This window comes from Pseudomonas sp. Y3 TE3536 (genome assembly GCF_053629175.1).
In genome coordinates this window covers 2,563,490-2,590,379 of record NZ_JBRJHU010000001.1, presented here as the reverse complement: position 1 = coordinate 2,590,379, position 26,890 = coordinate 2,563,490, and the positions used below count along the sequence as shown (strand labels likewise).

Annotated in this window: 21 protein-coding genes, 2 tRNA genes and 1 pseudogene; 5 read left to right on the top strand and 19 right to left on the bottom strand. The window is 62.5% G+C overall.

Translation table 11 applies throughout. The features are described 5' to 3' along the window. Positions 1-49 precede the first annotated feature (49 nt). Positions 50-637, top strand: coding sequence for an LOG family protein (locus tag AB7M33_RS11645; RefSeq protein WP_454242859.1), 588 nt, complete (start codon positions 50-52; stop codon positions 635-637). A 139-nt stretch (positions 638-776) separates the two neighbouring features. Here the strand turns inward: AB7M33_RS11645 and AB7M33_RS11640 are convergent, their stop codons facing one another. The 8 genes from AB7M33_RS11640 to rnr all read right to left on the bottom strand — a co-directional run bounded on the left by AB7M33_RS11640 (position 777) and on the right by rnr (position 10,360). Continuing rightward, entirely contained in the window at positions 777-3,077 is a 2,301-nt protein-coding gene (locus AB7M33_RS11640) for a YgiQ family radical SAM protein (protein ID WP_099430576.1), read from the bottom strand. A gap of 112 nt (positions 3,078-3,189) precedes the next feature. After that, positions 3,190-4,587, bottom strand: coding sequence for a replicative DNA helicase (gene dnaB / locus AB7M33_RS11635; RefSeq protein ID WP_027592542.1), 1,398 nt, complete (start codon positions 4,585-4,587; stop codon positions 3,190-3,192). 113 nt (positions 4,588-4,700) lie between these two features. Then, positions 4,701-5,147: a 50S ribosomal protein L9 gene (gene rplI, locus AB7M33_RS11630; protein ID WP_012316464.1), complete on the bottom strand. Its 447-nt coding sequence runs from the start codon at positions 5,145-5,147 to the stop codon at positions 4,701-4,703. A gap of 20 nt (positions 5,148-5,167) precedes the next feature. After that, positions 5,168-6,031, bottom strand: coding sequence for a hypothetical protein (locus AB7M33_RS11625; RefSeq protein ID WP_027592541.1), 864 nt, complete (start codon positions 6,029-6,031; stop codon positions 5,168-5,170). A gap of 33 nt (positions 6,032-6,064) precedes the next feature. Continuing rightward, positions 6,065-6,295 carry a 30S ribosomal protein S18 gene (gene rpsR, locus AB7M33_RS11620; RefSeq protein WP_003249563.1) on the bottom strand — a complete coding sequence of 77 codons (231 nt, stop codon included), beginning with the start codon at positions 6,293-6,295 and terminating at the stop codon, positions 6,065-6,067. A gap of 28 nt (positions 6,296-6,323) precedes the next feature. Beyond that, positions 6,324-6,749: a 30S ribosomal protein S6 gene (rpsF, locus tag AB7M33_RS11615; protein ID WP_003249557.1), complete on the bottom strand. Its 426-nt coding sequence runs from the start codon at positions 6,747-6,749 to the stop codon at positions 6,324-6,326. A 288-nt stretch (positions 6,750-7,037) separates the two neighbouring features. Next, entirely contained in the window at positions 7,038-7,784 is a 747-nt protein-coding gene (gene rlmB, locus AB7M33_RS11610; RefSeq protein WP_027592540.1) for a 23S rRNA (guanosine(2251)-2'-O)-methyltransferase RlmB, read from the bottom strand. Continuing rightward, complete coding sequence (rnr, locus tag AB7M33_RS11605; RefSeq protein ID WP_085272311.1) at positions 7,781-10,360, bottom strand: ribonuclease R; 2,580 nt, start codon at positions 10,358-10,360, stop codon at positions 7,781-7,783. The genes rlmB and rnr overlap by 4 nt, the downstream gene beginning before the upstream one ends. 275 nt (positions 10,361-10,635) lie before the next feature. Here rnr and AB7M33_RS11600 point away from each other — a divergent pair. From AB7M33_RS11600 to AB7M33_RS11585, 4 genes are all read left to right on the top strand, one after another. After that, a tRNA-Leu gene (locus tag AB7M33_RS11600) sits at positions 10,636-10,722 on the top strand. 88 nt (positions 10,723-10,810) lie between these two features. Beyond that, positions 10,811-10,897, top strand: a tRNA-Leu gene (locus tag AB7M33_RS11595). 196 nt (positions 10,898-11,093) lie between these two features. Continuing rightward, positions 11,094-12,107, top strand: a complete 1,014-nt coding sequence (locus tag AB7M33_RS11590; RefSeq protein ID WP_085272310.1) for an extracellular solute-binding protein — start codon at positions 11,094-11,096, stop codon at positions 12,105-12,107. After that, positions 12,107-13,672, top strand: a complete 1,566-nt coding sequence (locus tag AB7M33_RS11585) for an ABC transporter permease (RefSeq protein ID WP_027592537.1) — start codon at positions 12,107-12,109, stop codon at positions 13,670-13,672. The genes AB7M33_RS11590 and AB7M33_RS11585 overlap by 1 nt, the downstream gene beginning before the upstream one ends. A gap of 32 nt (positions 13,673-13,704) precedes the next feature. Here AB7M33_RS11585 and AB7M33_RS11580 read toward each other — a convergent pair whose 3' ends face one another. The 11 genes and pseudogenes from AB7M33_RS11580 to AB7M33_RS11530 form a co-directional block, all read right to left on the bottom strand. Beyond that, positions 13,705-14,409: a methyl-accepting chemotaxis protein gene (locus AB7M33_RS11580; protein WP_371097102.1), complete on the bottom strand. Its 705-nt coding sequence runs from the start codon at positions 14,407-14,409 to the stop codon at positions 13,705-13,707. 201 nt (positions 14,410-14,610) lie between these two features. After that, a pseudogene (locus tag AB7M33_RS11575) lies at positions 14,611-14,823 on the bottom strand (methyl-accepting chemotaxis protein); the annotation flags it as partial. A 1,106-nt stretch (positions 14,824-15,929) separates the two neighbouring features. Then, on the bottom strand, positions 15,930-17,222 hold the full coding sequence (locus AB7M33_RS11570) for an adenylosuccinate synthase (protein ID WP_027592535.1): 1,293 nt from the start codon (positions 17,220-17,222) through the stop codon (positions 15,930-15,932). Between the two features lie 56 nt (positions 17,223-17,278). Next, positions 17,279-18,466 (bottom strand): ATP phosphoribosyltransferase regulatory subunit, encoded by a 1,188-nt coding sequence (locus AB7M33_RS11565; RefSeq protein WP_027592534.1) that lies wholly within the window; start codon positions 18,464-18,466, stop codon positions 17,279-17,281. A 300-nt stretch (positions 18,467-18,766) separates the two neighbouring features. After that, complete coding sequence (gene hflC / locus AB7M33_RS11560) at positions 18,767-19,636, bottom strand: protease modulator HflC (protein ID WP_454242858.1); 870 nt, start codon at positions 19,634-19,636, stop codon at positions 18,767-18,769. Then, the gene (hflK, locus tag AB7M33_RS11555) at positions 19,636-20,817 is read right to left on the bottom strand and encodes an FtsH protease activity modulator HflK (protein WP_027592532.1); all 1,182 of its coding nucleotides are present in this window, start codon (positions 20,815-20,817) and stop codon (positions 19,636-19,638) included. The genes hflC and hflK overlap by 1 nt, the downstream gene beginning before the upstream one ends. Positions 20,818-20,913: 96 nt before the next feature. Beyond that, positions 20,914-22,215 (bottom strand): ribosome rescue GTPase HflX, encoded by a 1,302-nt coding sequence (gene hflX / locus AB7M33_RS11550; protein ID WP_454242857.1) that lies wholly within the window; start codon positions 22,213-22,215, stop codon positions 20,914-20,916. A 12-nt stretch (positions 22,216-22,227) separates the two neighbouring features. Further along, positions 22,228-22,488: an RNA chaperone Hfq gene (hfq, locus tag AB7M33_RS11545; RefSeq protein WP_003258160.1), complete on the bottom strand. Its 261-nt coding sequence runs from the start codon at positions 22,486-22,488 to the stop codon at positions 22,228-22,230. A gap of 94 nt (positions 22,489-22,582) precedes the next feature. Beyond that, entirely contained in the window at positions 22,583-23,554 is a 972-nt protein-coding gene (gene miaA, locus AB7M33_RS11540; protein WP_238215759.1) for a tRNA (adenosine(37)-N6)-dimethylallyltransferase MiaA, read from the bottom strand. Between the two features lies 1 nt (position 23,555). Then, positions 23,556-25,454, bottom strand: a complete 1,899-nt coding sequence (gene mutL / locus AB7M33_RS11535) for a DNA mismatch repair endonuclease MutL (protein WP_027592529.1) — start codon at positions 25,452-25,454, stop codon at positions 23,556-23,558. After that, positions 25,451-26,884: an N-acetylmuramoyl-L-alanine amidase gene (locus AB7M33_RS11530; protein WP_027592528.1), complete on the bottom strand. Its 1,434-nt coding sequence runs from the start codon at positions 26,882-26,884 to the stop codon at positions 25,451-25,453. The genes mutL and AB7M33_RS11530 overlap by 4 nt, the downstream gene beginning before the upstream one ends. Positions 26,885-26,890 lie beyond the last annotated feature (6 nt).

Below are 26,890 nucleotides of genomic sequence, written 5' to 3'. Positions count from 1 at the left end.
GGCCAGGCATGCGCCGTACCCTGTCATCCTGAGTGATTGGAGATAAGCAATGCTTGTACGTTCCGTGTGTGTCTTCTGCGGCGCCAGCATCGGCGCCAACCCTGCTTACCGTGAAGCGGCCGTCGCCCTGGGCCAGGCCATTGCCCGGCGCGGCCTGACCCTGGTTTATGGTGGCGGCGCTGTCGGCTTGATGGGCATCGTGGCCGATGCTGCCATGGCTGCGGGCGGCGAAGTGGTCGGGATCATCCCGCAAAGCCTGCTGGACGCCGAGGTGGGCCACAAGGGCCTGAGCCGCCTGGAGGTGGTCGATGGCATGCACGCGCGCAAGGCGCGCATGGCCGAACTCAGCGATGCCTTCATCGCGCTGCCGGGTGGGCTGGGTACGCTGGAGGAGTTGTTCGAGGTGTGGACCTGGGGGCAACTGGGCTATCACGCCAAGCCGCTGGGCCTGCTCGATGTGAATGGCTTTTATGAAAAGCTGGGCGGGTTCCTTGACCATATCGTCGAGGAAGGTTTCGTGCGGCCGCAGCATCGGGCGATGTTGCTGCTGGGGCAGCAGGCGGATGCATTGCTGGATGGGATGAGTGAATTCGTCGCGCCGGTAGCGCCGAAGTGGGTCGACAAGCAGCCGGATTGAAATTGAGATTTTGGGGCTGCTTTGCAGCCCATCGCAGGCAAGCCAGCTCCTACAGATACCATGCAGCATTCAAGGCCTGCGCTGTACCTGTAGGCGCTGGCTTGCCTGCGATGGGCCGCAAAGCGGCCCCCTTCAAGCCTCAGCGCGGAATAACGGGCTGACGCGGCTTCTTACCCTTGCCGCCACCCTTGGCCGCTTCCTTGCGCTCTTTGGCCGCCTGCTGGTTGCGGGCAAATGCTTCGGCCTTGGCCTTCTCCCGCTTGTCCCACGGCTTGCTGCCATCGCTGCCACGCGGTGGCAGGCCGGTGTGCTGGGTCAGGATCTTCTGCTCCTTGGCCACCTTGTGGCTGCCAGCCGGCGTCGAGTTCTTGCGGCGGGCGCTCTGGTAGCTGTCGGACTGCGGCTGGTGCAGCGGAATCAGCTGGTGCTTGCCTGGCCCGATCAAATCGGCACGGCCCATGCGCTCCAGCGCCTCACGCAGCATCGGCCAGCCCTTCGGATCGTGATAACGCAAAAACGCCTTGTGCAGACGGCGCTGCTCCTCGCTCTTGACGATCTCTACGCCTTCGCTCTTGTAGGTCACCTTGCGCAGCGGGTTCTTGCCCGAGTGGTACATGGCCGTGGCCGACGCCATGGGCGACGGGTAGAAGGCCTGCACCTGGTCGGCGCGGAAGCCGTTGCCCTTGAGCCACAGGGCCAGGTTCATCATGTCTTCGTCGGTGGTGCCTGGGTGGGCGGCGATGAAGTACGGGATCAGGTACTGCTCCTTGCCCGCCTCTTTCGAGAACTTCTCGAACATGCGCTTGAAGCGGTCATAAGTGCCGATGCCCGGCTTCATCATCTTGTCCAGCGGGCCACGCTCGGTGTGCTCCGGGGCAATCTTCAGGTAGCCGCCAACGTGGTGGGTGACCAGCTCCTTGACGTACTCCGGCGACTCGACCGCCAGGTCATAACGCAGGCCCGAGGCGATCAGGATCTTCTTCACACCCGGCAAGGCACGCGCCTTGCGGTACAGCTCAATCAACGAGCTGTGGTCGGTGTTGAGGTTTTCACAGATACCCGGGAACACGCACGACGGCTTGCGGCAGTGCTTCTCGATCTCGTGGCTCTTGCAGGCGATGCGGTACATGTTGGCGGTCGGGCCGCCAAGGTCGGAAACCACGCCGGTGAAGCCCGGCACCTTGTCACGCATCTCCTCGATCTCGTGCAGGATCGATTCGTGGGAGCGGTTCTGGATGATCCGCCCTTCGTGCTCGGTGATCGAGCAGAAGGTGCAGCCACCGAAGCAGCCACGCATGATGTTCACCGAGAAGCGGATCATCTCGTACGCCGGGATGCGCTCTTTGCCATAGGCCGGGTGCGGAATACGCGCGTAAGGCATGCCGAACACGTAGTCCATTTCTTCGGTGGTCATGGGGATGGGTGGCGGGTTGAACCACACGTCCACTTCACCATGCTTCTGCACCAGGGCACGGGCGTTGCCTGGGTTGGTTTCCAGGTGCAGCACGCGGTTGGCGTGGGCATACAGCACCGGGTCGTTACGCACCTTCTCGAACGACGGCAGGCGGATCACCGACTTGTCGCGGGTCATGCCCGGGCTGTCGAGAATCTGCACCACTTTGGCTTCGTTCGGGTCTTCCACGTCACCTTTGGCTTGCTCGATGGCACACGCCTGGGTGTCTTGGGTGTTGACGTAGGGGTTGATGATCTTGTCGACGCGGCCAGGGCGGTCGATGCGGGTGGAGTCGATCTCGAACCAGCCCTGCGGCGTGTCACGGCGCACGAACGCGGTGCCGCGCACGTCGGTGATGTGTTCGATGCTCTCACCCTGGGACAGGCGCTGGGCGACTTCGACAATGGCCCGCTCGGCGTTGCCGTACAGCAGGATGTCGGCGCTGGCGTCGATCAGGATCGAATGGCGGACCTTGTCCTGCCAGTAGTCATAATGGGCGATGCGGCGCAGCGAGGCCTCGATGCCACCGAGCACGATCGGCACGTGCTTGTAGGCTTCCTTGCAACGCTGGCTGTACACCAGGCTGGCGCGGTCAGGGCGCTTGCCGGCCATGCCGCCTGGGGTGTAGGCGTCGTCGGAACGGATCTTCTTGTCCGCGGTGTAGCGGTTGATCATCGAATCCATGTTGCCGGCCGCGACGCCGAAGAACAGGTTCGGCTCGCCCAGCTTCATGAAGTCGTCTTTGGACTGCCAGTTTGGCTGGGCGATGATGCCCACGCGGAAGCCCTGGGCCTCCAGCAGACGGCCGATGATGGCCATGCCGAACGACGCGTGGTCGACGTAGGCGTCCCCGGTCACGATGATGATGTCGCAGGAATCCCAGCCGAGCTGATCCATCTCCTCCCTGCTCATGGGCAGGAACGGTGCTGGCCCGAAGCATTCGGCCCAGTACTTGGGATAGTCGTAGAGTGGTTTGGCTGCTTGCATGTCAGTGACCGGTTCTGGTGTTCAGGGAAATCGCGGGCGCGGAATATAGCACAAATTTTGATCAAATCCGACGGCAGAGGTCGGATTCATCTGCAATACGCAAACCCTGCGCTTATTCGTCGTCGTCGAAGTTGTACATACCCGGCGCGAGGTTCTCGAAGCGGGTGTACTTGCCGATGAAGGCCAGGCGGATGAAGCCGATGGGGCCGTTACGCTGTTTACCGATGATGATCTCGGCAATGCCCTTGTGCTCGGTTTCCGGGTGATACACCTCGTCGCGGTAGACGAACATGATCACGTCGGCGTCCTGCTCGATTGCACCCGATTCCCGCAAGTCGGAGTTCACCGGGCGCTTGTTCGGCCGCTGTTCCAGGGAGCGGTTCAGCTGCGACAGGGCGATGACCGGGCAGTTGAATTCCTTGGCCAGGGCCTTGAGCGAGCGGGAGATCTCGGAAATCTCGTTGGTCCGGTTGTCACCGGCAGAACCCGGGATCTGCATCAGCTGCAGGTAGTCGACCATGATCATGCCAATTTCACCGTGCTCACGCGCCAGGCGACGGGTGCGCGCACGCATTTCCGACGGGCTGATGCCGGCGGTATCGTCGATGAACAGCTTGCGGTCGTTGAGCAGGTTGACCGCCGAGGTCAGGCGCGGCCAGTCGTCGTCGTCCAGCTGGCCGGAACGGACCTTGGTCTGGTCGATGCGGCCGAGGGACGAGAGCATACGCATGATCAGCGATTCGCCTGGCATCTCGAGGGAGAACACCAGCACCGCCTTGTCGCTGCGCAGCACGGCGTTTTCCACCAGGTTCATGGCGAAGGTGGTCTTACCCATCGATGGACGGCCGGCGACGATGATCAGGTCGGCTGCCTGCAAGCCACTGGTCTTCTCGTCCAGGTCGGTGTACCCGGTGGAGATACCGGTGATATCGCTGTCGGAGTTGAACAGCGTGTCGATCCGGTCGATGGCCTTGGTCAACAGCTCGTTGACCCCTACCGGGCCACCGGTCTTCGGCCGGGCCTCGGCGATCTGGAAGATCTGCCGTTCGGCGTCGTCGAGGATTTCTTCGGCGTTGCGCCCTTGCGGGTTGAACGCGTTGTCGGCGATGTCGGTGCTGATGCTGATCAGCTGACGCAACGTGGCCCGCTCGCGAATGATCGCGGCGTAGGCCTTGATGTTGGCCACCGACGGGGTGTTCTTGGCCAACTCCGCCAGGTAGGCCAGGCCGCCGACTTGCGACGACACGCCCTCCTTGTCCAACTGCTCGTGCAACGTGACCACATCGAACGGATGGTTCAGGTCGACCAGCTTGTGGATGGCGCGGAAGATCAGGCGGTGGTCATGCCGATAGAAATCGCCATCCGACACCTGATCCAGTACCCGCTCCCAGGCGTTGTTGTCCAGCATCAGGCCACCGAGCACAGCCTGTTCGGCCTCGATGGAATGCGGCGGCACCTTCAGGGATGCGGTTTGCAGGTCAAGCTGTTCGGAGGTGGTGATCTCGTTCATGGCCACGAATAAATTCTGGGGGACGAAAAAGACAAAGGGCACGGCCTGTGAAAGACAGGACCGTGCCCGATGTTAACCGGCTGGGCCGCGTGCGGCCAGCCAGTCAGCGCAGCTTAGGCAGCTACGACGACCACACGTACGGTGGCTTCAACGTCGCTGTGCAGGTGCACGGCTACGTCGTATTCGCCAACTTGACGGATGGTGCCGTTCGGCAGACGAACTTCAGCTTTGGCCACTTCAACGCCGGAGGCGGTCAGGGCGTCAGCGATGTCGTGGGTGCCGATCGAACCGAACAGCTTGCCTTCGTCGCCAGCGGTGGCAGTGATGGTCACTTCCAGCTCAGCCAGTTGGGCAGCGCGGCTTTCAGCCGACGATTTACGGTCAGCAGCTGCTTTTTCCAGCTCGGCGCGACGCTCTTCGAACGCAGCCAGGTTGGCGGCGTTGGCAACGGTGGCCTTGCCGAATGGCAGCAGGAAGTTACGGCCGTAACCAGCCTTAACTTTTACTTTGTCGCCCAGGTTGCCCAGGTTAGCGACTTTTTCCAGCAGGATCAGTTCCATTTGGTAAAACCTCTTAACTTTTAACCTTCACCGTTCGCGGAGTCATTCCCCTCAGGGGACTTGCGACCGCGAAAATCAATCAGGCTGTCGACAATGGCCAAAACCACGAGCAACGGATAAATCAGCTGCATGATCAGCGGCAGCGTCACGTACATGCCTACCAGCCAGAAACCGGCCAATCGGCCCTGTGCCACCAGCCCATGCATCAAGGCGATGCCGGCCAGGACGAGCACCAAGCTGGACGCAGAGGCCAGAACGATGAACTGCGGCCCAATGAACGGACCCAGCACCATCATGGCCACCAAAGCCAGCATGGCTACCCGCGGCAACTTCAGGGCGCGAAACTCGCGACCGAAGCCTCCAGGGTTGTACAACGCAGCCTGCCAATAACGCGCCAGCATCAAAGCCAGCACGCTGAACAGCTGCAGCATCACCGCCGTTGAAGCGACCAGCACAGGGCCGATCAGCTCACCGGGGATCACCGGCTTGCCTTCGATTTGTGGCAGGGCTTGTACAAGCGCCTTGGCCAACACCTCGAAGGTTTCACGCAGTACCGTGTCCAGGATGAGGCTGTAAACCAGCCCCAACACAACACTGAACATCAACACCCGGCTCCAGGAATGCCCGGCACGCAACAAGGCGGCCAGCCCCAGCGTCCCCAACAGCACCAGCAAGGTACTGGGGTCGCCAAAGGCCCAGATGGCCACCGCGGGCAAAAGCCCAAACGCGATGACCGTTGAAGCATCCTTGAACCCGCGCCGCAGAAGCACGAGGCTTCCGGCAGCGGCACTCAACCAGAACAACAGCGGTAACACTGCACTGATGACCACCACCAGGGTGGCCTGCACACGACCGCGCATGATGAAATCAGCTAACGCTCGCATGCTTATCCCTTACTGCTTGTCGACGACCCGGTCTCAGCGGCCGTGGCTGTCGGTGTAGGGCAGCAGGGCCAGGAAGCGGGCGCGCTTGATAGCGGTAGCCAGCTGACGCTGATAACGAGCTTTGGTACCGGTGATACGGCTTGGAACGATCTTGCCGGTTTCGGATACGTAAGCTTTCAGGGTGTTGAGATCTTTGAAGTCGATCTCTTTCACGTCTTCAGCAGTGAAGCGGCAGAATTTACGACGACGGAAGAAACGTGCCATGTAATAGGCTCCTCAAAAGGTCCGTGGATTACTCGTCAGCGTTATCGCTGGAGTCGCTGTCATTGCTGTCATCGCCTTCGGCGGAGTCAGCATGCTCAGGACGCTCACGACGCTCACGGCGCTCGCTGCGGTTCTCTTCTGCCTTCAGCATCTCGGACTGACCGGTTACGGCTTCGTCGCGACGGATGACCAGGTTACGGATCACGGCATCGTTGTAGCGGAAGTTGTCTTCCAGCTCGGCCAGGGCCTTGCCGGTGCACTCAACGTTCAGCATCACGTAGTGAGCCTTGTGAACATTGTTGATTGCGTAGGCCAGTTGACGACGGCCCCAGTCTTCCAGGCGGTGGATTTTGCCACCATCTTCTTCGATCAGCTTGGTGTAACGCTCAACCATGCCGCCGACTTGCTCGCTCTGGTCCGGGTGAACCAGAAAGATGATTTCGTAATGACGCATGAATGCTCCTTACGGGTTAGTAGTCTGCCAGAACGCTGGTCAGACAAGGAGTGAATGACACTGTATGTCTTGCCATGGAGGGGAGGCACATGAGCGCCTGCCAGCTCGGCAAGGGGCGCAATTGTAGAGAAGGCGGGGCGGACAAGCAAGGTAATTGGCGATTATTTGAACAGCCCGAAACACTTTAGCTTGCACTGGCCGCTTCGCGGGTAAACCCGCTCCTACAGGGATCTCAGCGAACCCGGTGGGAGCGGGCTTGCCCCGCGAAGAGGCCCGCGCAGGTATGAATCAGCGCTTGGCTTGACGCTGGCGCACGGCCTCGAACAAGCAAACGCCGGTCGCCACCGAAACGTTCAGGCTGCTGACGCTACCGCCCATCGGCAACTTGACCAGGAAATCGCAATGCTCACGGGTCAGACGGCGCATGCCTTTGCCTTCTGCCCCCATGATCATCACCAGCGGCCCGGTCAGGTCCTGTTGGTAGATTTCCTGCTCGGCCTCACCGGCCGTGCCGACCACCCACAGGCCACGCTGTTGAAGCTTTTCAAGCGTGCGCGCCAGGTTGGTCACGGCCACCAACGGAATCACTTCCGCAGCGCCGCAGGCCACCTTGCGCACCACCGGCGTCAGGGTCGCCGACTTGTCCTTGGGCACCACCACCGCCGTGGCACCGGCGGCATCGGCGGTGCGCAGGCAGGCGCCGAGGTTGTGCGGGTCGGTGACGCCGTCCAGGACCAGAATCAGCGGTGGCGTTTCGGTGCGCTCGAGCAACTCCTCGAGCATCAATTCACCCCACACCTGGCTCGGGCTGACCTCGGCGACCACACCCTGGTGCACACCTTCGACCCAGGCATCCAGCTCGCGGCGTTCGGCCTGGCCGACCGCTACGCGGTTTTCTGCGGCCAGCTCCAGCAGCTTCTGCAGGCGCGGCTCACTGCGCCCTTCCGACAGCCAGACCTGCTTGACCCGCTTGGGGTGGTGCTGCAACAACGCCTGCACGGCGTGTACGCCGTAGATCTTTTCCAGCTGACTCATGACTTGCTCTTGCTCTTGCGGGGCGCACCGGACTTCGGCGGGCCTTTGCGATGCTTGGTCGGCTTGCCGGATGGCTTGCCACCCTTCTCCGACTTGCTGCCGGCACTGCTGCGAGCGTCGGTCATCAACGCCTTCTTCATCTCGCGGCTCTTGCGCACTTCAGCGTTGCGCTGCACGGCATCTTTAGGGAAGTAGGCCTCGGACGCCTCGCTTTTGCGGCTGCGCGGCTTGGGCGTGGCTTTCGCCTCGGTGGCCGGTTGCGGCTGCTCGGGCTTGCCGTCTGCGGACGCCGCGGCGCCGCGCTGCTTGCGACCGATCGGCCCGCTGAGGGTCTTCTCGGAGACTTCGAAGTCGATCTTGCGCTCGTCCAGGTCAACGCGCATGACCTTGACTTCGATCGTGTCGCCCAAGCGGAAGCTGCGCCCGGTACGCTCGCCGGACAGGCGATGATGAACCGGGTCGAAGTGGTAGTAGTCGCCCGGCAGCGCACTGACGTGCACCAGGCCTTCTACGTAGATGTCCGTCAGCTCGACGAACAAGCCGAAACCGGTCACCGCGGTAATCACACCCGGGAAGGTCTCGCCCACACGGTCCTTCATGAACTCGCACTTGAGCCAGTTGACCACATCGCGCGTCGCCTCGTCGGCACGGCGTTCGGTCATCGAGCACTGCTCGCCGAGCTGCTCGAGGGTGTTCTCGTCGTACGGGTAGATGCGCGCCTTGGGAATGCTCATGGCGCCAGCACGCTTGACGTGCGGGGTATCCACCTTCGAGCGGATGATGCTGCGGATGGCACGGTGCACCAGCAGGTCCGGGTAACGACGGATCGGCGAGGTGAAGTGGGTGTAAGCCTCGTAATTCAGGCCGAAGTGGCCGTTGTTGTCGGTGCTGTACACCGCCTGGCTCAGCGAGCGCAGCATCACGGTCTGGATCAGGTGGAAGTCTGGGCGCTCGGAAATGCTCGCCAGCAGGGCCTGGTAATCCTTCGGCGACGGGTCCTTGCCTTTGTGCAGCGACAAGCCCAGTTCACCGAGGAAGGCGCGCAGTTTTTCCAGGCGCTCCGGCGGCGGGCCATCGTGCACGCGGTACAGGGCCGGCACGCCGTGCTTTTGCAGGAACTCGGCGGTGGCCACGTTGGCCGCCAGCATGCATTCCTCGATCAGCTTGTGGGCATCGTTGCGCACGGTCGGGCGGATTTCGGCGATCTTGCGTTGATCGCCAAAGATGATGCGGGTTTCTTGGGTCTCGAAGTCGATCGCGCCGCGGGTGTGGCGCGCGTCCAGCAGCACCTTGTAGAGCGCGTAGAGGCTCTTCAGGTCCGGCAGGACTTCCTTGTACTCCTCGCGCAGCGCCTTCCCTTCACGGGTGCGGGCATGCTCGAGCATGCTGCTGACCTTGTTGTAGGTCAGGCGGGCATGGGAGTGGATCACGCCTTCGTAGAACTGGTAGTCGACCATCTGGCCGGCTTTGTTGATGGTCATTTCGCAGACCATGGCCAAGCGATCGACGTGCGGGTTCAGCGAGCACAGGCCGTTGGACAGCTCTTCGGGGAGCATCGGCACCACGCGCTCGGGGAAGTACACCGAGTTGCCACGCTGCTGGGCTTCGACGTCCAAGGCAGAACCCAGGCGCACGTAGCTGGAAACGTCGGCAATCGCCACGTACAGGCGCCAGCCACCGGAGAACAGGCGCAGCTTGCCCAGCGGCTCGCAATACACCGCATCGTCGAAGTCGCGGGCATCTTCGCCGTCGATGGTGACGAAAGGCAGGTGGCGCAGGTCGATGCGCTTTTCCTTGTCCTTCTCTTCCACTTCGGAGCGGAACTTGCGCGCTTCCTTGACCACGTCATCGGGCCAGACGTGCGGAATGTCGTAGCTACGCAGGGCAACGTCGATTTCCATGCCCGGCGCCATGTAGTTGCCGATCACTTCGATCACATCGCCTTGCGGCTGGAAGCGCGGGGTTGGCCAGTGCGTGATCTTGATCTCGACGAACTGGCCAATCTTGGCGCCGCCATTGCGACCGGCGGTCACCAGCACTTCTTGCTGGATCTTCGGGTTGTCCGGCGTCACGTAGCCGATACCGCCCTCTTCGAAGTAACGCCCGACCACGCTTTCATGCGCGCGGGAGATGACCTCTACCAGTACACCTTCACGGCGGCCACGACGGTCGGTGCCGGACACACGCGCCAGGGCGCGGTCGCCATCGAATACCAGGCGCATCTGCGAAGGGCTGAGGAACAGGTCGTCGCTCTTGTCATCAGGGATGAGGAAGCCAAAACCGTCGCGGTGGCCGGAAATGCGGCCACAGATAAGGTCCAGCTTATCTACCGGGGCATAGGTGCCACGCCGGGTATAGATAAGCTGGCCGTCGCGCTCCATGGCACGCAGGCGGCGGCGCAGAGCTTCAATCTGGTCTTCCTCGTACAGACCGAATTCTGCCGCCAGCTCCTCGCGGGCGGCCGGCTCGCCACGATCGGCAAGACGCTGGAGGATCAGCTCACGGCTGGGGATAGGGTTGTCGTATTTTTCCGCTTCGCGAGCGGCCTCGGGATCGAGGGATTGCCAATCGGCCATCAGAAGGGGTTCACCTTGGGGTATATAGATAGGAATTCTGGCATAGGCGTATTGAAACCGGAAATGACAGCCTTGGACAGCCCCCCGGCGATGAGCCGAGGAAGGTGTAATAGGGCTGAAGAATCAACAAGTTGAAAATTTTGAAATTTTTTTTGATCAGGGGGTTTACAGCCCTCAGGACCGTCCGTATAGTGCGCACCACAACGACGGACAGACGACGTTGTAGTTGAGATGAAACGCGATGTAAAGCATCATGTGACCTCGACGAAATGTGTGCCCAGGTGGCGGAATTGGTAGACGCGCTGGTTTCAGGTATCAGTGACTTAACGGTCGTGGAAGTTCGAGTCTTCTCCTGGGCACCAAGTATTATCAAGTAATAGATGACCAAGGATCTATTACTACTGTGTGAAAGCGAACGATAGTCGCCTTCATCAGCTGATGTAAAGCTTTGCCCAGGTGGCGGAATTGGTAGACGCGCTGGTTTCAGGTATCAGTGACTTAACGGTCGTGGAAGTTCGAGTCTTCTCCTGGGCACCATATAAAAACCCACTAGCTTGCTAGTGGGTTTTTTCTTGCCTGCGTTTTTTGCCCCCGTTGCGCCCTCCCCTCCGGCTAAAAAATTCAGCTGCCCGACGATGGTCTGCCCATGAATTTCTTGTCACACGGCCACTTGAGAAACGATTTCGTTTACCATTGTTTCCAAATATGTAGCCGTAAGCGAGGAAGTACCCGCATGACGATCCGTCCGCAACCGCTGATGCGCACCCTGGCCGCCGCTGTATTGAGCCTGGTGATCGGCGCCCCGGCCGCCATGGCAGACGCCCCGGTCACACTGACCATGTACAACGGCCAGCACAAGGAAATCGGCGAGGCCATCGCCAAGGCCTACGAGGCCAAGACCGGCATTCACATCAATATCCGCAAAGGCAGCAGCAACCAGCTGGCCAGCCAGATCATCGAAGAAGGCGAGCGCTCGCCGGCCGACATCATCTATACCGAAGAGTCGCCACCCCTGAACAACCTGGGTGAGCTGGGCCTACTGGCGAAAATCGACGACGCCACCTTGAACATGCTGCCCAAAGAATACGTAGCCGCCAACGGCACGTGGATGGGCGTCACCGCGCGCACCCGCGTGGTAGTGTTCAACCCGAAGAAAATCGACGAGAAAGACCTGCCGCAATCGGTCATGGACTTCGCCGACCCTGAATGGGATGGCCGTGTCGGTTTCGTGCCGACCAGCGGTGCCTTCCAGGAACAGGCTGTAGCCATCCTCAAGATGCACGGGCGTGATGCGGCCGAAGAGTGGCTGACCGGCCTGAAGGCTTTCGGCAAGACCTACACCAACAACATGGTCGCCCTGAAGGCTGTGGAAAAAGGCGAAGTCGCCGCCGTGCTGGTGAACAACTACTACTGGTATGCCCTGGAGCGTGAGCGCGGCAAGCTGGACTCCAAGCTGTATTACCTGGCCGACGGCGATGCCGGTGGCCTGGTGACCATCTCCGGCGCCGCCGCTGTCAAAGCCAGCAAGCACCCGAAAGAAGCCCAGGCCCTGCTCAACTGGATGGCCAGCGAAGAAGGCCAGCGTGTGATCACCCAGACCACCGCCGAGTATCCGCTGCACAAGGGCATGGTTTCTGACCGTGGCCTAAAACCTTTTGAAGACCTGCGCCCACCGAAGATCTCCCCGGCCGACCTTGGCAATGCCGAAGAAGCCCTGGAACTTGAACGTGAGGTCGGTCTGCTCTGATGACTGCCGCCCTGTCCGAGCCGGCGCCGGTACGTTTCGTGCCGCGCCGCAAGCGCCCCTCGATCTGGGTGGTGCTGCCTGTGCTGTTCCTGGTGGCAATGAGTTTGCTGCCACTGGCGTATGTCGCCCTCAAAGCCTGGGAAGCAGGCTGGCGAGAAGCCCTGCACCTGCTGTGGCGCCCATTCGTCTGGGGCCTGATGCGCAACACCCTGATGCTGATGTTCGGGGTGACGCTGGTGTGCATGGTGGTCGGCCTGGCCCTGGCCTGGCTGCTCGAACGCAGCAACCTGGCGGGGCGTCGCCTGTGGGGCGTGGTGCTGTGCCTGCCATTTGCGGTGCCGTCATTCGTCAGCAGCTTCACCTGGGTGTCGCTGAGCTCGGACTTCGAAGGCCTCGGCGGGGCCATTCTGGTCATGGCCTTGTCCAAGTATCCGCTGGTGTTCCTGCCGGTGGCAGCTACCCTGCGCAACGTCGACACCTCGCTTGAAGAGTCGGCGCGTACGCTGGGGTGCAGCCGTTGGGGCGTGTTCATCAAGGTGACCTTGCCGTTGCTGTGGCCCTCGATGCTGGGCGGCGCCCTGCTGATTGCCCTGCACATGCTGGTGGAATTTGGCGCACTGTCGATCCTCGGCCTGCAGACCTTCACCACGGCGATCTACCAGCAGTTCGAACTGGAATTCAGCAACGCCAACGCGGCCATGCTCTCGGCCGTGCTGCTGGCGCTGTGCATGATCATGTTGTGGCTGGAACTGCGCGTGCGTGGCAAGGCCCGCCACGTTCGTATCGGCCAAGGCGTGGCACGCCGCGCCCAGCCTGTGCGCTTGCGCGGCTGGGCGCCCTTGGCGCAGCTGTTCTGCGTGGGCCTGGCGGTGCTGGGCAGCGGCATTCCGCTGGCCATGCTCGGTTACTGGCTGAGTGTGGGCTCGTCGGCGGCGTTCCCGGTCGCCGAAATCTCCAAGGCGCTGCTCACGTCGTTGTCGGTGTCGCTTGGCGGCGCAGGGTTCTGTGTGTTGCTGGCATTGCCGATCAGCTTCCTGGTGGTGCGCTACAAGGGCCGCCTGGCGATCTGGGCTGAACGCCTGCCGTACCTGCTGCATGCCCTGCCGGGCCTGGTGATCGCGCTGACGCTGGTGTTCTTCGCGCTGCACTACGTGCCTGCGATGTACCAGACCACTGCCCTGTTGCTGCTGGCCTACGCACTGCTGTTCCTGCCGCTGGCCCAGGCGCCGGTACGCACCGCCTTGAACAAGGCTTCGCCGACGCTCGAAGAGGCTGCCCGCACCCTGGGCGCGAGCAGCTTCACAGCGTTCTGCCGGGTGACCTTGCCGATCATCTTCCCGGCCCTGGCCGCGGCCTTTGCCCTGGTGTTCCTCGATGCCATGAAAGAGCTGACCGCCACACTGCTGCTGAGCCCGACCGGCATGACCACCCTGGCCACTGAGGTCTGGGCGCACACCGCCAACGTCGAGTTCGCGGCAGCGGCGCCATATGCGGCACTGCTGATCGTGGTATCGGGGTTGCCGGTGTACCTGCTGACCACACGGATGTACCTCAACAAGGCGTAAGTTTTGTAGGAGCGCCCCCTCAAAGGGGGGCGTTACGCCCTGAACTGCCCCAGGCTGGCCCGTAGTTGCGCTGCCAGGTCATCCAGTACCTTACTGCTGGCCGTGGTCTGCATCACCACTTCAGCCGAGCGTTCGGCCTGGGCGTGAATGGTCTCCACCCGGCCGCGCACCGCTTGCGCACCGTGCGCTTGCTGCTCGGCCGCGCGGGTAGCCAGCCCAATCGCTGCATGCACTTGCTCGACCGCCGCCTGCACCGACTGCTGGCGGCGCTCGTTCTCGCGCAACACCAACAACCCTTCGCTGGCCTTGAGCCCTGCCTGGCTGATGGTGGCCACAGCTTCTTTGGCGCCTTTCTGCAGCGCAGCAATATGCGCCTGGATATCCCCGGTCGAGCTTTGCGTCTTGCTCGCCAACGCGCGCACTTCATCAGCTACCACGGCAAAGCCGCGCCCCGTCTCGCCAGCACGCGCCGCCTCGATGGCCGCATTCAATGCCAGCAGGTTGGTCTGCTCGGCAATGCCGTGGATCACTGTCAGCACCACCTCGATCTGTTCACTCTGCTTGGCCAGCCGTTCGATCACATGCGAGCCGGTCTCGACCTGCCCTGCCAAGCTTTCGATCAGGCCAGCGAGCTGGGTCGAAGTCCGGCTGTTCTCATCCGTGGCCTGGCGAATATCAACCACCTGCTGCAAGGCGGACTGCATGGCATGGCTCTCGGCTTGGGCTTCGTCGGCCATGCTCGACAGGTCACGCAGGCTGGCGGCCACTTCATCGCGCTGCAGCGCAGCAGCGGCGTCAGCACCGGCATTGCGCTGGGCCATGGCGCCAATCTCGACACCCGTACGCTGCGCCACCTCACCGGCCTCGCGGACGATGGGCTGCAACTTGTCGACGAAACGGTTAACCGCCGAGGCCATGTCACCGATCTCGTCGCGACTGTCGAGGGTCACGCGTTTGGTCAGGTCGCCCTCACCGGCAGCCAGGTCGTTCAGGGCGGTGATCAACAGGCGCAGCTTGCTGAGCACCCGTCGACCAAGCACCACCGCGACTACCAGCAACACGCCAAGGCCGACCAACACCAGGCCTAGACCAATACGCCAGCGCAGCTCGGCAGCAGCTTCACGCACCGTCTGCGCGGTATTGGCCTGCATCGCGGTAGCACTGCTCTGGGCAGTCTCCAGGCGTTCGCGCAGGGTCTTGCCGCTGTCGGCGGCGGCGGCCCCGAGGCTGTCACCCACCAGCTGCTCACCACTGGCGATCAAGGCGGCGAAGCGCTGGTCAAGGGCCGCGAGCTCCTGATCGACGCCAGCCGTGGAAACGCCCATCAACACCTTGCCGATCTCCGCACCATTGGGGTTGATCGACGCTTCGACAAAATACACCGCCGGGTCGCGGCGAGCCGCATCGATCACCTTGTCCAGCGCCCGCTCGCCCTGCCCCTTTTCCATCAACGCCTGGTTGATCGGGTTTTGCCGGTTGAGGTAGCGGGTCAGGTGCTGACCCTGGGCGTCGTCGTAGACCACGAACAGCACATTGGGGTTGCGCTGGGCGCGACGGGCGAAGTCGGAGAGCACCGGCACATCGTTGTCCCAGATAGCCCGCGGGGCGACCGAGGCCAGCAGTTCGGCCATGTCGTTGGCAGAATCCTTGAGGTTCTTTTCCAGCGTGGTGCGCAGTTGCTGCTGCTCGTTTTGCAAGCGTGTCGACAACCCTGCGCTCAAACGTTGACGGGTGCTGCTGGACAGGCTATCGAGCCCCGAACGCACGTCCTGCCCAGCTTGCTCCAGCTCGCTGGCCAGCTTGCGGCTGTCATTGCCCAAGCGCTCGCCCAGGTCGGCCTCCAGGGCGGTGACCGTGCTTCGGGTCAGCGCAACGGCAACCAGCACCTGCACCAAAAGAGCGATACCAAGGGCAACAAACACAGGCCGCAAAAGGCGGCTTCGTAACAGTGAGAGGATGGCAGACACGGTGTAACCCTCGTGTTTTCTGGCGCCACTATTTTGATGGCATCTACAGAAACTTCTTACAGCAAGGGTTATGCCGGGAACAGCAGGGATATGTGCCAAGGTCTAGCAGAGTGTTTGCTTGTGCCGGCCTCTTCGCGGGTAAACCCGCTCCCACAGGGCGGCACTGAACCTGAAGGCAGTAGAGATCCGGTGGGAGCGGGTTTACCCGCGAAGAGGCCGGTGCAGGCCTACAAATGAAAACGCCGCGGCCCCTTTCAGGGCCGCGGCGTCAGATCAGCCGTAAAAGCGGATCAGGCGAACGGATGACGCAGCACGATGGTCTCGTTGCGGTCCGGGCCGGTGGAGATGATGTCGATCGGCGCGCCGACCAGCTCCTCGATGCGCTTGATGTAAGCGCGAGCAGCTTCTGGCAGCGCTTCCAGGGTCTTGGCACCCAAGGTCGACTCGCTCCAGCCTGGCATCTCTTCGTACACCGGCTCCAGGCCGATGTAGCTGTCGGCGTCGGAAGGGGCGTCGATGACAGCACCGTTCTCGTTCTTGTAGCCAACGCAGATGTTGATGGTTTCCAGGCCGTCCAGTACGTCCAGCTTGGTCAGGCAGATGCCCGAGATGCTGTTGACGTCGATGGCGCGACGCAGGATGACGGCATCGAACCAGCCGCAACGACGGGCACGGCCGGTGGTCGAACCGAACTCGTGGCCACGCTTGGCCAGGGTAGCGCCGGTTTCATCGAACAGTTCGGTCGGGAACGGGCCGGAACCTACGCGCGTGGTGTAGGCCTTGGTGATACCCAGGATGTAGTCCAGGTACATCGGGCCAACGCCGGAACCGGTGGAGATACCGCCGGCAGTGGTGTTGGAGCTGGTGACGTACGGGTAGGTACCGTGGTCGATGTCCAGCAGCGAGCCCTGGGCACCTTCGAACATGATGTCCTTGCCGGCGCGACGCAGGTTATGCAGCTCGGCGGTGACGTCGAGCATCATCGGCTTGAGCTGCTCGGCGTAGGCCATGCACTCGTCCAGGGTCTGCTGGAAGTCGATGGCCGGCTCTTTGTAATAATTCACCAGCTGGAAGTTGTGGTAGTCCAGCAGCTCACCGAGCTTGGCAGCGAAACGCTCACGGTGGAACAGGTCGCCAACGCGCAGGCCGCGGCGTGCGACTTTGTCTTCGTACGCTGGGCCGATACCACGGCCGGTGGTGCCGATCTTGGCTTCGCCACGGGCTTTCTCGCGGGCCTGGTCCAGGGCCACGTGGTACGACAGGATCAGCGGAGCAGCCGGGCTGATGCGCAGGCGCTCACGCACCGGTACGCCCTTCTCTTCCAGCTTGGTGATTTCACGCATCAGGGCATCTGGAGCAACGACCACGCCGTTGCCGATCAGGCACTGAACGCCTTCACGCAGGATGCCGGACGGAATCAGGTGCAGAACGGTTTTTTCACCGTTGATCACCAGGGTGTGGCCCGCGTTGTGGCCACCCTGGTAGCGCACTACGGCGGCAGCATGTTCGGTCAGCAGATCGACGATCTTGCCTTTGCCCTCATCACCCCATTGGGTGCCCAGGACGACGACATTCTTACCCATTACATTGGTCCTCATTCACGCAAACTTGGTTGCCGGCCTTTTGCCGACGCAGAAACTCAATGGGTCAGCGGCAGTACCTGCCAGCGCCCGTCTTGCTGAATCAATTGCCGATCACAATCCGCCTCGAGAGCAGCACTCAACGGCTGGCCAGGCAAAGCCTGAACCACACGCTGGCCCTCGCTGCGCAACTGGCAGACCTGCTGCCAGAGGGCCGCGTCACCACTGTCGGGCATCCAGATGCCGCCAGTTGGCAATACGACCTCCGCTCGCCCCAGTGTGACCAGGGTCTTCAAATCCGTGGAGAAACCAGTGGCCGGGCGTGCCCGGCCGAAATCAGCGCCGATATCGTCATAACGGCCGCCCTGGGCGATCGATTGACCTTCGCCCGGCACGAACACGGCGAACACCACACCGGTGTGGTAGTGGTAGCCACGCAGCTCGCCGAGGTCGAAGTACAACGGCAGGTCTGGGTAGCGCGACGCCAGGCGATCAGCGATCGCCAAAAGGTCGTCCAGCGCCGCCAGCACGCTGGCCGGGGCACGGCCCAGGCGCACGCGGGCTTCGGCCAGCACTTCACGGCCACCGCATAGCTCGACCAGGGCGCGCAGCATGTTGCCCAGGTCTTTCGGCAGGTCGGCGGTCAGTGCCTGCACTTCGTCGACCGACTTGCGCTGCAGGGCGTCGAACAGCTGCTGCTCGACCGCGCCCGACAGGCCCGCGGCACGCGCCAGGCCACGGTAGATGCCGACATGGCCGAGGTCCATGTGCACGTCCGCGACATCCGTCAGTTGCAGCGTGGCGAGCATCAGGCTGATGACTTCGACATCGCTGGTGGGGCTGGCATCGCCGTACAACTCGGCACCGAGCTGGATCGGGCTGCGCGAGGTGGACAGAGCACGCGGCTGGGCATGCAGCACGCTGCCGGCATAGCACAGGCGGCTCGGGCCTTCACGGCGCAAGGTGTGGGCGTCGATACGCGCCACCTGCGGGGTGAAGTCGGCGCGGAAGCCCATCAGGCGACCGGACTGCGGGTCGACCACCTTGAAGGTGCGCTGATCCAGGTCCTGGCCGGCGCCGGTCAACAGCGACTCCAGGTACTCGATATGCGGGGTGACGACCAGTTCGTAGCCCCAACTCTGGAACAGGTCCAACACCTGGCGACGCGCGATCTCGATGCGCGCAGCCTCAGGTGGCAGTACTTCCTCGATGCCATCTGGCAGCAGCCAGCGGTCTACCGTTGCCATTACGCCATTTCCCCTCTGGTCCGGGCGGCCTGCCTGTGGCGAGCCGTCAGTAAAGCAGGTATCGCGCACAGCAGCGGGCAGCACTGATCCCAGCGCAGCCACCGTACCCAATACCCTCGAATTGCCTTGCGCGCTGACCAAACCGTCAACTGGCGGCTTGCCAATCAACCTTGCAGACGCAAAAAAGCCGGGAAATTTCCCGGCTGCCTCATCATACACCCCTTTTCATTCAGGATGCACCCCGCCTGGTGTTTTAGCTGCCAGGCGGGGCGTAGCCCCAATGAAAACGGGCTCAGAGCATCAAGGCTTGCTCTTGTCCAGGAAGCGGAAGAACTCGTTCTTCGGGTCCAGGACCAGCACGTCGCTCTTGCTCGAGAAGCTCTCGCGGTACGCTTGTAGGCTACGGTTGAACGCATAGAAATCAGCGTCCTGGCTGTAAGCCTTGGCGTAGATGGCAGCCGCCTGGGCGTCGCCGTCACCGCGGGTTTCTTCAGCTTCACGATAGGCTTCGGCCAGCAGTACACGGCGCTGACGATCGGCATCCGCACGGATACCTTCGGCCAGCTCGTTACCTTTGGCGCGATGCTCGCGGGCTTCACGCTCACGCTCGGTGCTCATACGATCGAACACGCTGCGGTTGACTTCCTTCGGCAAGTCGATGGCCTTGACGCGCACATCGATGACCTCGATACCCAGCTCTTTGTTAGCCATGCGGTTCAGCGAAGCGGTGATGTCAGCCATCAGCGCGTCACGTTCACCGGAAACCACCTCGTGCAGGGTACGCTTACCGAACTGGTCACGCAGGCCGCTTTCCAGACGACGCGACAGACGCTCATCGGCGATCTGCTTGAGGCCCGAAGTGGCGGTGTAGAAGCGCTCGGCATCCTTGACGCGCCACTTGGCGTAGGCGTCGACCATGACCGCTTTCTTCTCCAGGGTCAGGAACCGCTGGGTCGGCGCATCAAGGGTCATCAGGCGGGCGTCGAACTTGCGCACCTGGTTCACGTAAGGAACCTTCACATGCAGGCCTGGCTGAACATCAGCCTGAACCACACGGCCGAATTGCAGCAGTACGGCACGTTCGGTCTGCGATACGATGTAGAAGCAGTTCCAGGCCACGACGGCCAGCACCACAGCGGCGATCAGGGCGATCAGCGATCTATTGCTCATCAGCGGCTCTCCCTAGTGCGCGGCGGCTGTTGTTGCTGTTGCAGGTCCTGCGCCGCACGCGCGGCCGCATCGTTGGCCGACGCAGATACACCGCTGGCCGGTGCGGACGTGTTGCGGCTGCCTTCGACCATCTTGTCCAGTGGCAGGTAGAGCAGGTTGTTCTGCCCGTCCTTGGTAGCCACCATGACCTTGCTCGAGTTGCTGTAGACCTCTTGCATGGTTTCCAGGTACAGACGCTGACGGGTGATGTCCGGCGCCTTGTGATACTCGGTCACCAACTTGCTGAAGCGGTCGGCCTCACCCTTGGCGCGAGCGATCACTTCATCGCGGTAACCGTTGGCGTCCTCGATGATGCGCTGGGCCTGACCACGGGCTTCTGGCACCACGCCATTGGCGTAGGACTCGGCCTGGTTGCGGGCACGCTGTTCATCTTCGCGAGCACGGATCACGTCGTCGAAGGCTTCCTGCACTTCACGCGGGGCTGCCGCGCTCTGTACGTTGACCTGGGTGACGGTGATACCGGTACGGTAGTTGTCGAGGAAGCGCTGCAGGCGTTCGCGGATATCCACGGCCATCTGCTCACGGCCTTCGGTCAGCACTTGGTCCATGGAGGTGGAACCCACCACATGGCGCAGGGCACTGTCGGTCGCATGCTGCAGGCTCACCTCTGGCTGGTCGACGTTGAGCACGAAGTCCTGCAGGTTGGTGATCTTGTACTGGACGGTCAGCGGGACCTCGACGATGTTCTCGTCTTCGGTCAGCATCTGCCCCTGCTTGGTGTAGGCACGCTCACGCGTGACGTTTTCCATGTACTTGCGATCGATGGGCGGGAAGTAGATGTTCAGGCCGGGACCGACCGTCTCATAGTACTTGCCGAAGCGCAGCACTACGGCCTGCTCCTGCTCGTCGACCACGTACACGGCGCTGTACAGCCAGATGGCAGCCAACACCGCCAGGCCGATGCCCAGCAGGCCGTAGCCGCCACCCTTGCCGACATTGCGGTCACCGCCGCCACGTTTCTTGCCGCTGCCGAACATGCCGTTCAGGCTGTCCTGCAGTTTGCGGAAGGCCTCGTCCAGATCCGGCGGGCCTTTTTTATCGCCACCACCGCCGCCGCCACCACGGCGACCGCCCCAGGGATCCTGATTGTTCGAGTTGCCACCCGGCTCGTTCCAAGCCATAGCGCTCTCCATCTGATAAAGCAAAGACGCGCCCACGGCGCGCCGTCCAATGCTACAGAATGCCTGTCACTGCTGCCCGGCGACCTCGTCGAGCATTTATTGCAAAGTGTGTTGCTCGACAAACATTTGCGGCTCCATGCCTTCGCGGCTGACCAGACGATTCAACTCGACCATGGGCAGTCGCACGCTCAGCAGGCTGCGCCCTTCTTCATCATGCTCTTCACTCTGCACGGCACCCAGGGCAAAGAATTGCGCGCGCAAGCGGGCAAAACGCTGCTCCAGGCACAGGGTACCGACAAACAGATCATCCCCCAGCAACTCGGCAATCGCCTGGCCAACCAGCTCCAGGCCACGCCCATCGCGTGCCGATACCCAGACCCGCTCCGGCTTGCCATCGGCATCGCGCTGGATCTGCGGCTCGACATCTTCGAGCAGGTCGAGTTTGTTATAGACCTCAAGGATCGGCAAGCCTTCGGCACCGATCTCGCCCAATACCGCCAACACCTGCTCAATCTGCTCCATGCGGTCGGGCTCATGCGCGTCGATCACATGCAGCAGCAGGTCAGAGTTGCTCGACTCTTCGAGCGTAGCCCGAAAAGCCTCGACCAGCTTGTGCGGCAGGTGACGAATGAAGCCGACGGTGTCAGCCAGCACGATCGGCCCAAGGTCGTTCAACTCGAGCCGGCGCAAGGTCGGGTCGAGGGTGGCGAAGAGCTGGTCGGCGGCGTAGACCTCTGATTGGGTCAGGGCGTTGAACAGGGTGGACTTGCCGGCGTTGGTGTAACCCACCAGCGAAACCGACGGGATATCGGCGCGGCGCCGGCCGCGACGGGCCTGCTCGCGCTGGCTGCGCACCTTCTCAAGGCGTGCCTTGATCTGACGCAGGCGTACCCGCAGCAGGCGGCGGTCGGTTTCAAGCTGGGTTTCACCCGGGCCACGCAGGCCGATACCGCCTTTTTGCCGCTCAAGGTGAGTCCAGCCGCGTACCAGTCGCGTACTCATGTGCTCGAGCTGGGCCAGTTCGACCTGCAGCTTGCCTTCATGGGTACGCGCCCGCTGGGCGAAGATATCGAGAATCAGCCCGGTGCGATCAAGCACGCGACACTCGAAGACACGTTCGAGGTTGCGTTCCTGGCTGGGCGTGAGGGTGTGATTGAAAATCACCAGATCGACCTCATCGGCTTTGACTTGGTCGCGTAGTTCTTCGACCTTGCCGCTGCCAATCAGGTATTTGGCCGTAGGCTGATGCCGTGTAATGGTCACCAGCGAGACGATGTCCGCCCCGGCCGACAATGCCAACTCCTGAAACTCCTGCGGGTCTTCGCGCGCCTCAGGGTTCTGACCTTCCAAGTGAACGAGCAACGCCCGTTCACCACCACCGTGGCGCTCAAAGAACAATGCAGGCTCCTATCAGGCGTTGCCTGGCTCGCTGTCACCGTGTTCGGAATCGGACGGGCTTGGCAGGCGAACCGGACGCGCAGGAACCACGGTCGAAATAGCGTGCTTGTAGACCATCTGGCTGACAGTGTTCTTCAGCAGCACAACGAACTGGTCGAAAGATTCGATCGAGCCCTGCAGCTTGATCCCGTTGACCAGGTAGATGGAAACCGGAACCTTTTCTTTTCTCAAAGTGTTCAAGTAAGGGTCTTGTAGCGAATGCCCTTTTGACATATGCCGCACTCCTGTAAGGATAAATAATAGAAAATCAAGAAAATCGATAAATTAGGCCGCCCCTTCGCAAGAATAGACGGCAATTAGCAGGGACTCAGCTCAATATGGAGACGCTTCCCAGGTATTTCAAGGTGCGGGACAGATTGTCGCAGGCGAGGCTGTCAAGCCAGTGCACGTCAGACCAACCGCGCAACCAGGTGAACTGCCGCTTGGCCAGCTGGCGAGTGGCAATGATACCGCGTTCTCGCATCTCATTCTCACTTAGCCTGCCGTCGAGGTAGTCCCAGACTTGCCTGTACCCCACTGCCCGTATAGACGGCAACCCGGCGTGCAAGTCACTTCTGGCTCGCAGCGATCGGACCTCGTCGATGAAGCCCTGTTCCAACATCTGCGAAAATCGTAACGCAATTCGCTGATGCAAAATGTGACGATCTGTAGGAGCGATCGCCAAACTCGCGACAGTATAGGGCAAATGTCCGCCAGCGCCTGCGTCTGCGCCGCGACTTTCCGCGAATTGACGCTGGCGATGAGCCGTCATGCTCTCGCCGCTCACCCGGTAAACCTCAAGCGCACGGATCAGCCGCTGGGGGTCATTCGGATGGATGCGCGCCGCCGACTCAGGGTCCACTTCGGCCAACTGGCGGTGCAGCTCGACCAAGCCTAGCTCCCGGGCCTGCGCTTCGAGTTCGGCACGCACGCTGGCGTCGGCCGGCGGCATGTCAGCCAAGCCATCGATCAAGGCCTTGTAATACAGCATGGTGCCACCCACCAGCAGCGGGATCTTGCCCCGTGCGGTGATTTCCGCCATGGCTTGCAAGGCATCGGTGCAAAAGTGCGCGGCAGAGTAGCTTTCGGCCGGGTCGAGAATGTCGATCAGCCGGTGCGGGTGCGCTGCCAGCAGTTCCTTGGAAGGCTTGGCGGTACCGATGTCCATGCCACGGTAGACCAGCGCCGAGTCGACACTGATCAACTCGCAGGGCAGGACCTTGGTCAGCTCGATGGCAAGGTCAGTCTTGCCGGCCGCCGTCGGGCCCATGAGAAATATTGCTGGGGGCTTGCCGCTCATGTCATCGACCGCGCAGGAAAAGTTTGTCCAGGTCGTCCAGGCCCATTTGGGTCCAGGTCGGTCGGCCGTGGTTGCACTGGCCGCTGCGCTCGGTGTTTTCCATGTCGCGCAGCAGTGCGTTCATTTCGGGGATGGCCAGGCGCCGGTTGGCGCGCACGGCGCCGTGGCAGGCCATGGTGCCGAGCAGTTCGTTGAGGTGCGCCTGTATGCGGTCGCTGGTGCCATATTCCATCAGGTCGGCGAGCACATCCTGCACCAGGCGGTTGGCCTCGGCTTGCTTGAGCAACGCCGGGATCTGCCGGATCGCCAGGGTCTCGGGGCCCAGCCGCTGCAACTCGAAGCCCAGGCGCTGGAACCATTGGGCGTGCTCTTCGGCGCAGTCGGCTTCGCGCTGGCTCAAGGCCAACGACTCAGGCACCAGCAGCGGCTGACCGCTCAGGCCTTCGCTGGCCATGGCCACCTTGAGCCGCTCGTACATGATCCGCTCATGCGCGGCGTGCATGTCCACCAACACCAGGCCGACAGCATTCTCGGCCAAGATGTAGATGCCCTTGAGCTGAGCCAGGGCATAACCCAGCGGTGGAATGTCACCCTGGCTTTCCGGCAGCGACGAAGGTGCAGCCGCGCCATCGCTCAGCGGCTTGTAGAACTCGCGATACACCGCCTGCGACTCAGCCGCCGGCAACGGCTGCGACGGACGCGGGCTGTACTGGGACTGATAGCCCGAGCCACTGCCACCATTGGAAATCGAAAACTGCGGCGCACGAGGCTGCTCAAGCACCGGCGAGGCCAGGCGCATCTCGCCTTGAGGGCCAAACTCACCGGCCTGCTGGCCACTGGGGCGGACGATGTCGGCAGCCGCAGCGGGCGCAGCCAGTTGGTCCTCGGGGCGCACGTCGGCCAGGGCGCGGTGCAAGGTGCCATACAGGAAGTCATGCACCGAACGCCCTTCACGGAAGCGCACTTCGTGCTTGGTCGGGTGCACGTTGACGTCCACGCCGTTGGGCTCGAGTTCGAGGAACAGCACAAAGGTCGGGTGCCGGCCATTGAACAGCACATCTCGGTACGCCTGGCGCACAGCGTGGGCGACCAGCTTGTCGCGCACTGCCCGGCCATTGACGAAGAAGTACTGCAGGTCGGCCTGGCTCCGTGAGAAGGTCGGCAGCCCCACCCAGCCCCACAAACGCAGGCCGTTGCGCTCGACATCGATGGGCAGCGCCTGCTCCATGAAGCCCGGCCCGCAGATGGCGCCTACGCGCCGCGCACGGGCGGTTTCATCATGGGCCTCATGCAGGCTGAGGATGCTCTTGCCGTTATGGCGCAGGTGGAAGCCGACATCGAAGCGGGCCAGGGCCAGGCGACGGATGACTTCCTGCAGGTGATCGAATTCGGTTTTCTCGGCCTTGAGGAACTTGCGCCGGGCCGGGGTATTGAAGAACAGGTCACGCACTTCGACCGAGGTACCCACCGGGTGCGCTGCCGGTTGCACGCGCGGGGTCATGTCGCGGCCTTCGGTCTCGACCTGCCAGGCTTCGCTGGCGTTGGCCGTGCGCGACGTCAGGGTCAGGCGCGCCACCGAGCTGATCGAGGCCAGGGCCTCGCCGCGGAAACCCAGGCTCAGTACGCCTTCGAGGTCTTCAAGTTCACGGATCTTGCTGGTGGCGTGACGGGCCAGCGCCAGCGGCAGGTCATCGGCAGAAATCCCGCCGCCATCGTCGCGTACCCGCAGCAGCTTGACGCCACCTTGCTCGACTTCAACATCGATGCGCCGGGCACCGGAGTCGAGGCTGTTTTCCAGCAACTCCTTGGCCACGGAGGCCGGGCGCTCGACCACCTCCCCCGCGGCAATCTGGTTAGCCAGCCGCGGGCTGAGCAGCTGGATGCGTGAACCACCACTCATTGCTGCGAAGCCAGGGTAGTGGCCGGCACGTCCAGACGCTGGCCGACTTTCAGCTCATCGGTCTTGAGGCTGTTAGTGCTGCGCAGGCTGGCCACGCTGACCTGATAGCGCACCGCGAGCATGGCCAGGGTTTCACCCGGGCGCACGGTGTGTTCACGTGGGCCGGCTGCGATCTTGCCGGTGTCGCGCAGCCAGGCAATGTAAGTGCCCGGCGGTGGGTTTTGCTGGAAGAACTGGCGCACGCCGGTATGGATCGAGCGGGCCAGGGCCTGCTGATGGCTGCGGGTAGCCAGCTTGGCAGCTTCGTTGGCGTTGGAGATAAACCCGGTTTCAACGAGGATCGACGGGATATCCGGCGACTTGAGCACCATGAAGCCTGCCTGCTCCACACGCTGCTTGTGCAGCGAGGTGATGCGGCCCATGTTGCCCAGCACCTTCTGGCCCACATTGAGGCTGGAGCTGAGCGTGGCGGTCATCGACAGGTCGAGCAACACGCCCGCGAGCATGCGGTCCTTGTCGTCGAGGCTGACGTTGCCGGCACCGCCGATCAGGTCGGAGCGGTTTTCCGTGTCGGCCAGCCAGCGTGCGGTCTCGGACGTGGCGCCACGGTCGGACAATGCAAAGACCGAGGCACCGAAGGCGGCCTTGGACGGCGCGGCGTCGGCGTGGATCGAGACGAACAGGTCGGCACCCTTCTTACGGGCGATTTCGGTGCGTTTGCGCAGAGGAATGAAGTAGTCACCGGTGCGGGTCAGCTCGGCGCGGAAGCCCTTCTCGCTGTTGATCTGGCGCTGCAGCTCCTGAGCGATCTGCAGGACGATGTCTTTTTCATGCTGGCCGCGCGAGCCGGAAGCGCCCGGGTCTTCGCCGCCGTGGCCGGCGTCGATGGCGACCACGATGTCACGTTTGCCGCTGGGCACGGGTGGCAGCTTGATGGCCGGCTGGGCCGGGCTCACCGGCACCGCAGGCGTGGTCACCGGCGTTTGCACGGGCGTCGGCGGCGGGGGCGGTGTACTGGCAGCGACGGCGTCGGCTTCCTGGTCGTACAGGTCGACCACCAGGCGGTTGCCGTACTGGGCATTGGGCGCCAAGGTGAAGCTCTTGGGCGTGACCGACTTTTTCAGGTCGACCACCACGCGCAGGTCGGTAGGCGTACGCTGGGCCGAACGCACGCTGCTGATCGGCGTGTTGGACGTCGCTACGTTCAACGGCGCGGCCAGGGTCGCACCATTGATGTCGATGACCAGGCGGTCTGGCGCGCTGAGGGTGAAGACGCTGTGCTGCACGGGGCCAGACAGGTCGAAGACCAGCCGCGTGTTGTCCGGCGCGCGCCACAGGCGCATGCTCTTGACTTGAGTGACGGCCAGAGCGTCAACGGTCACCGTTGTCAGCAGCAGCCCAACGATGGCGACCAGTGCGCGTATGCGCATACCTAC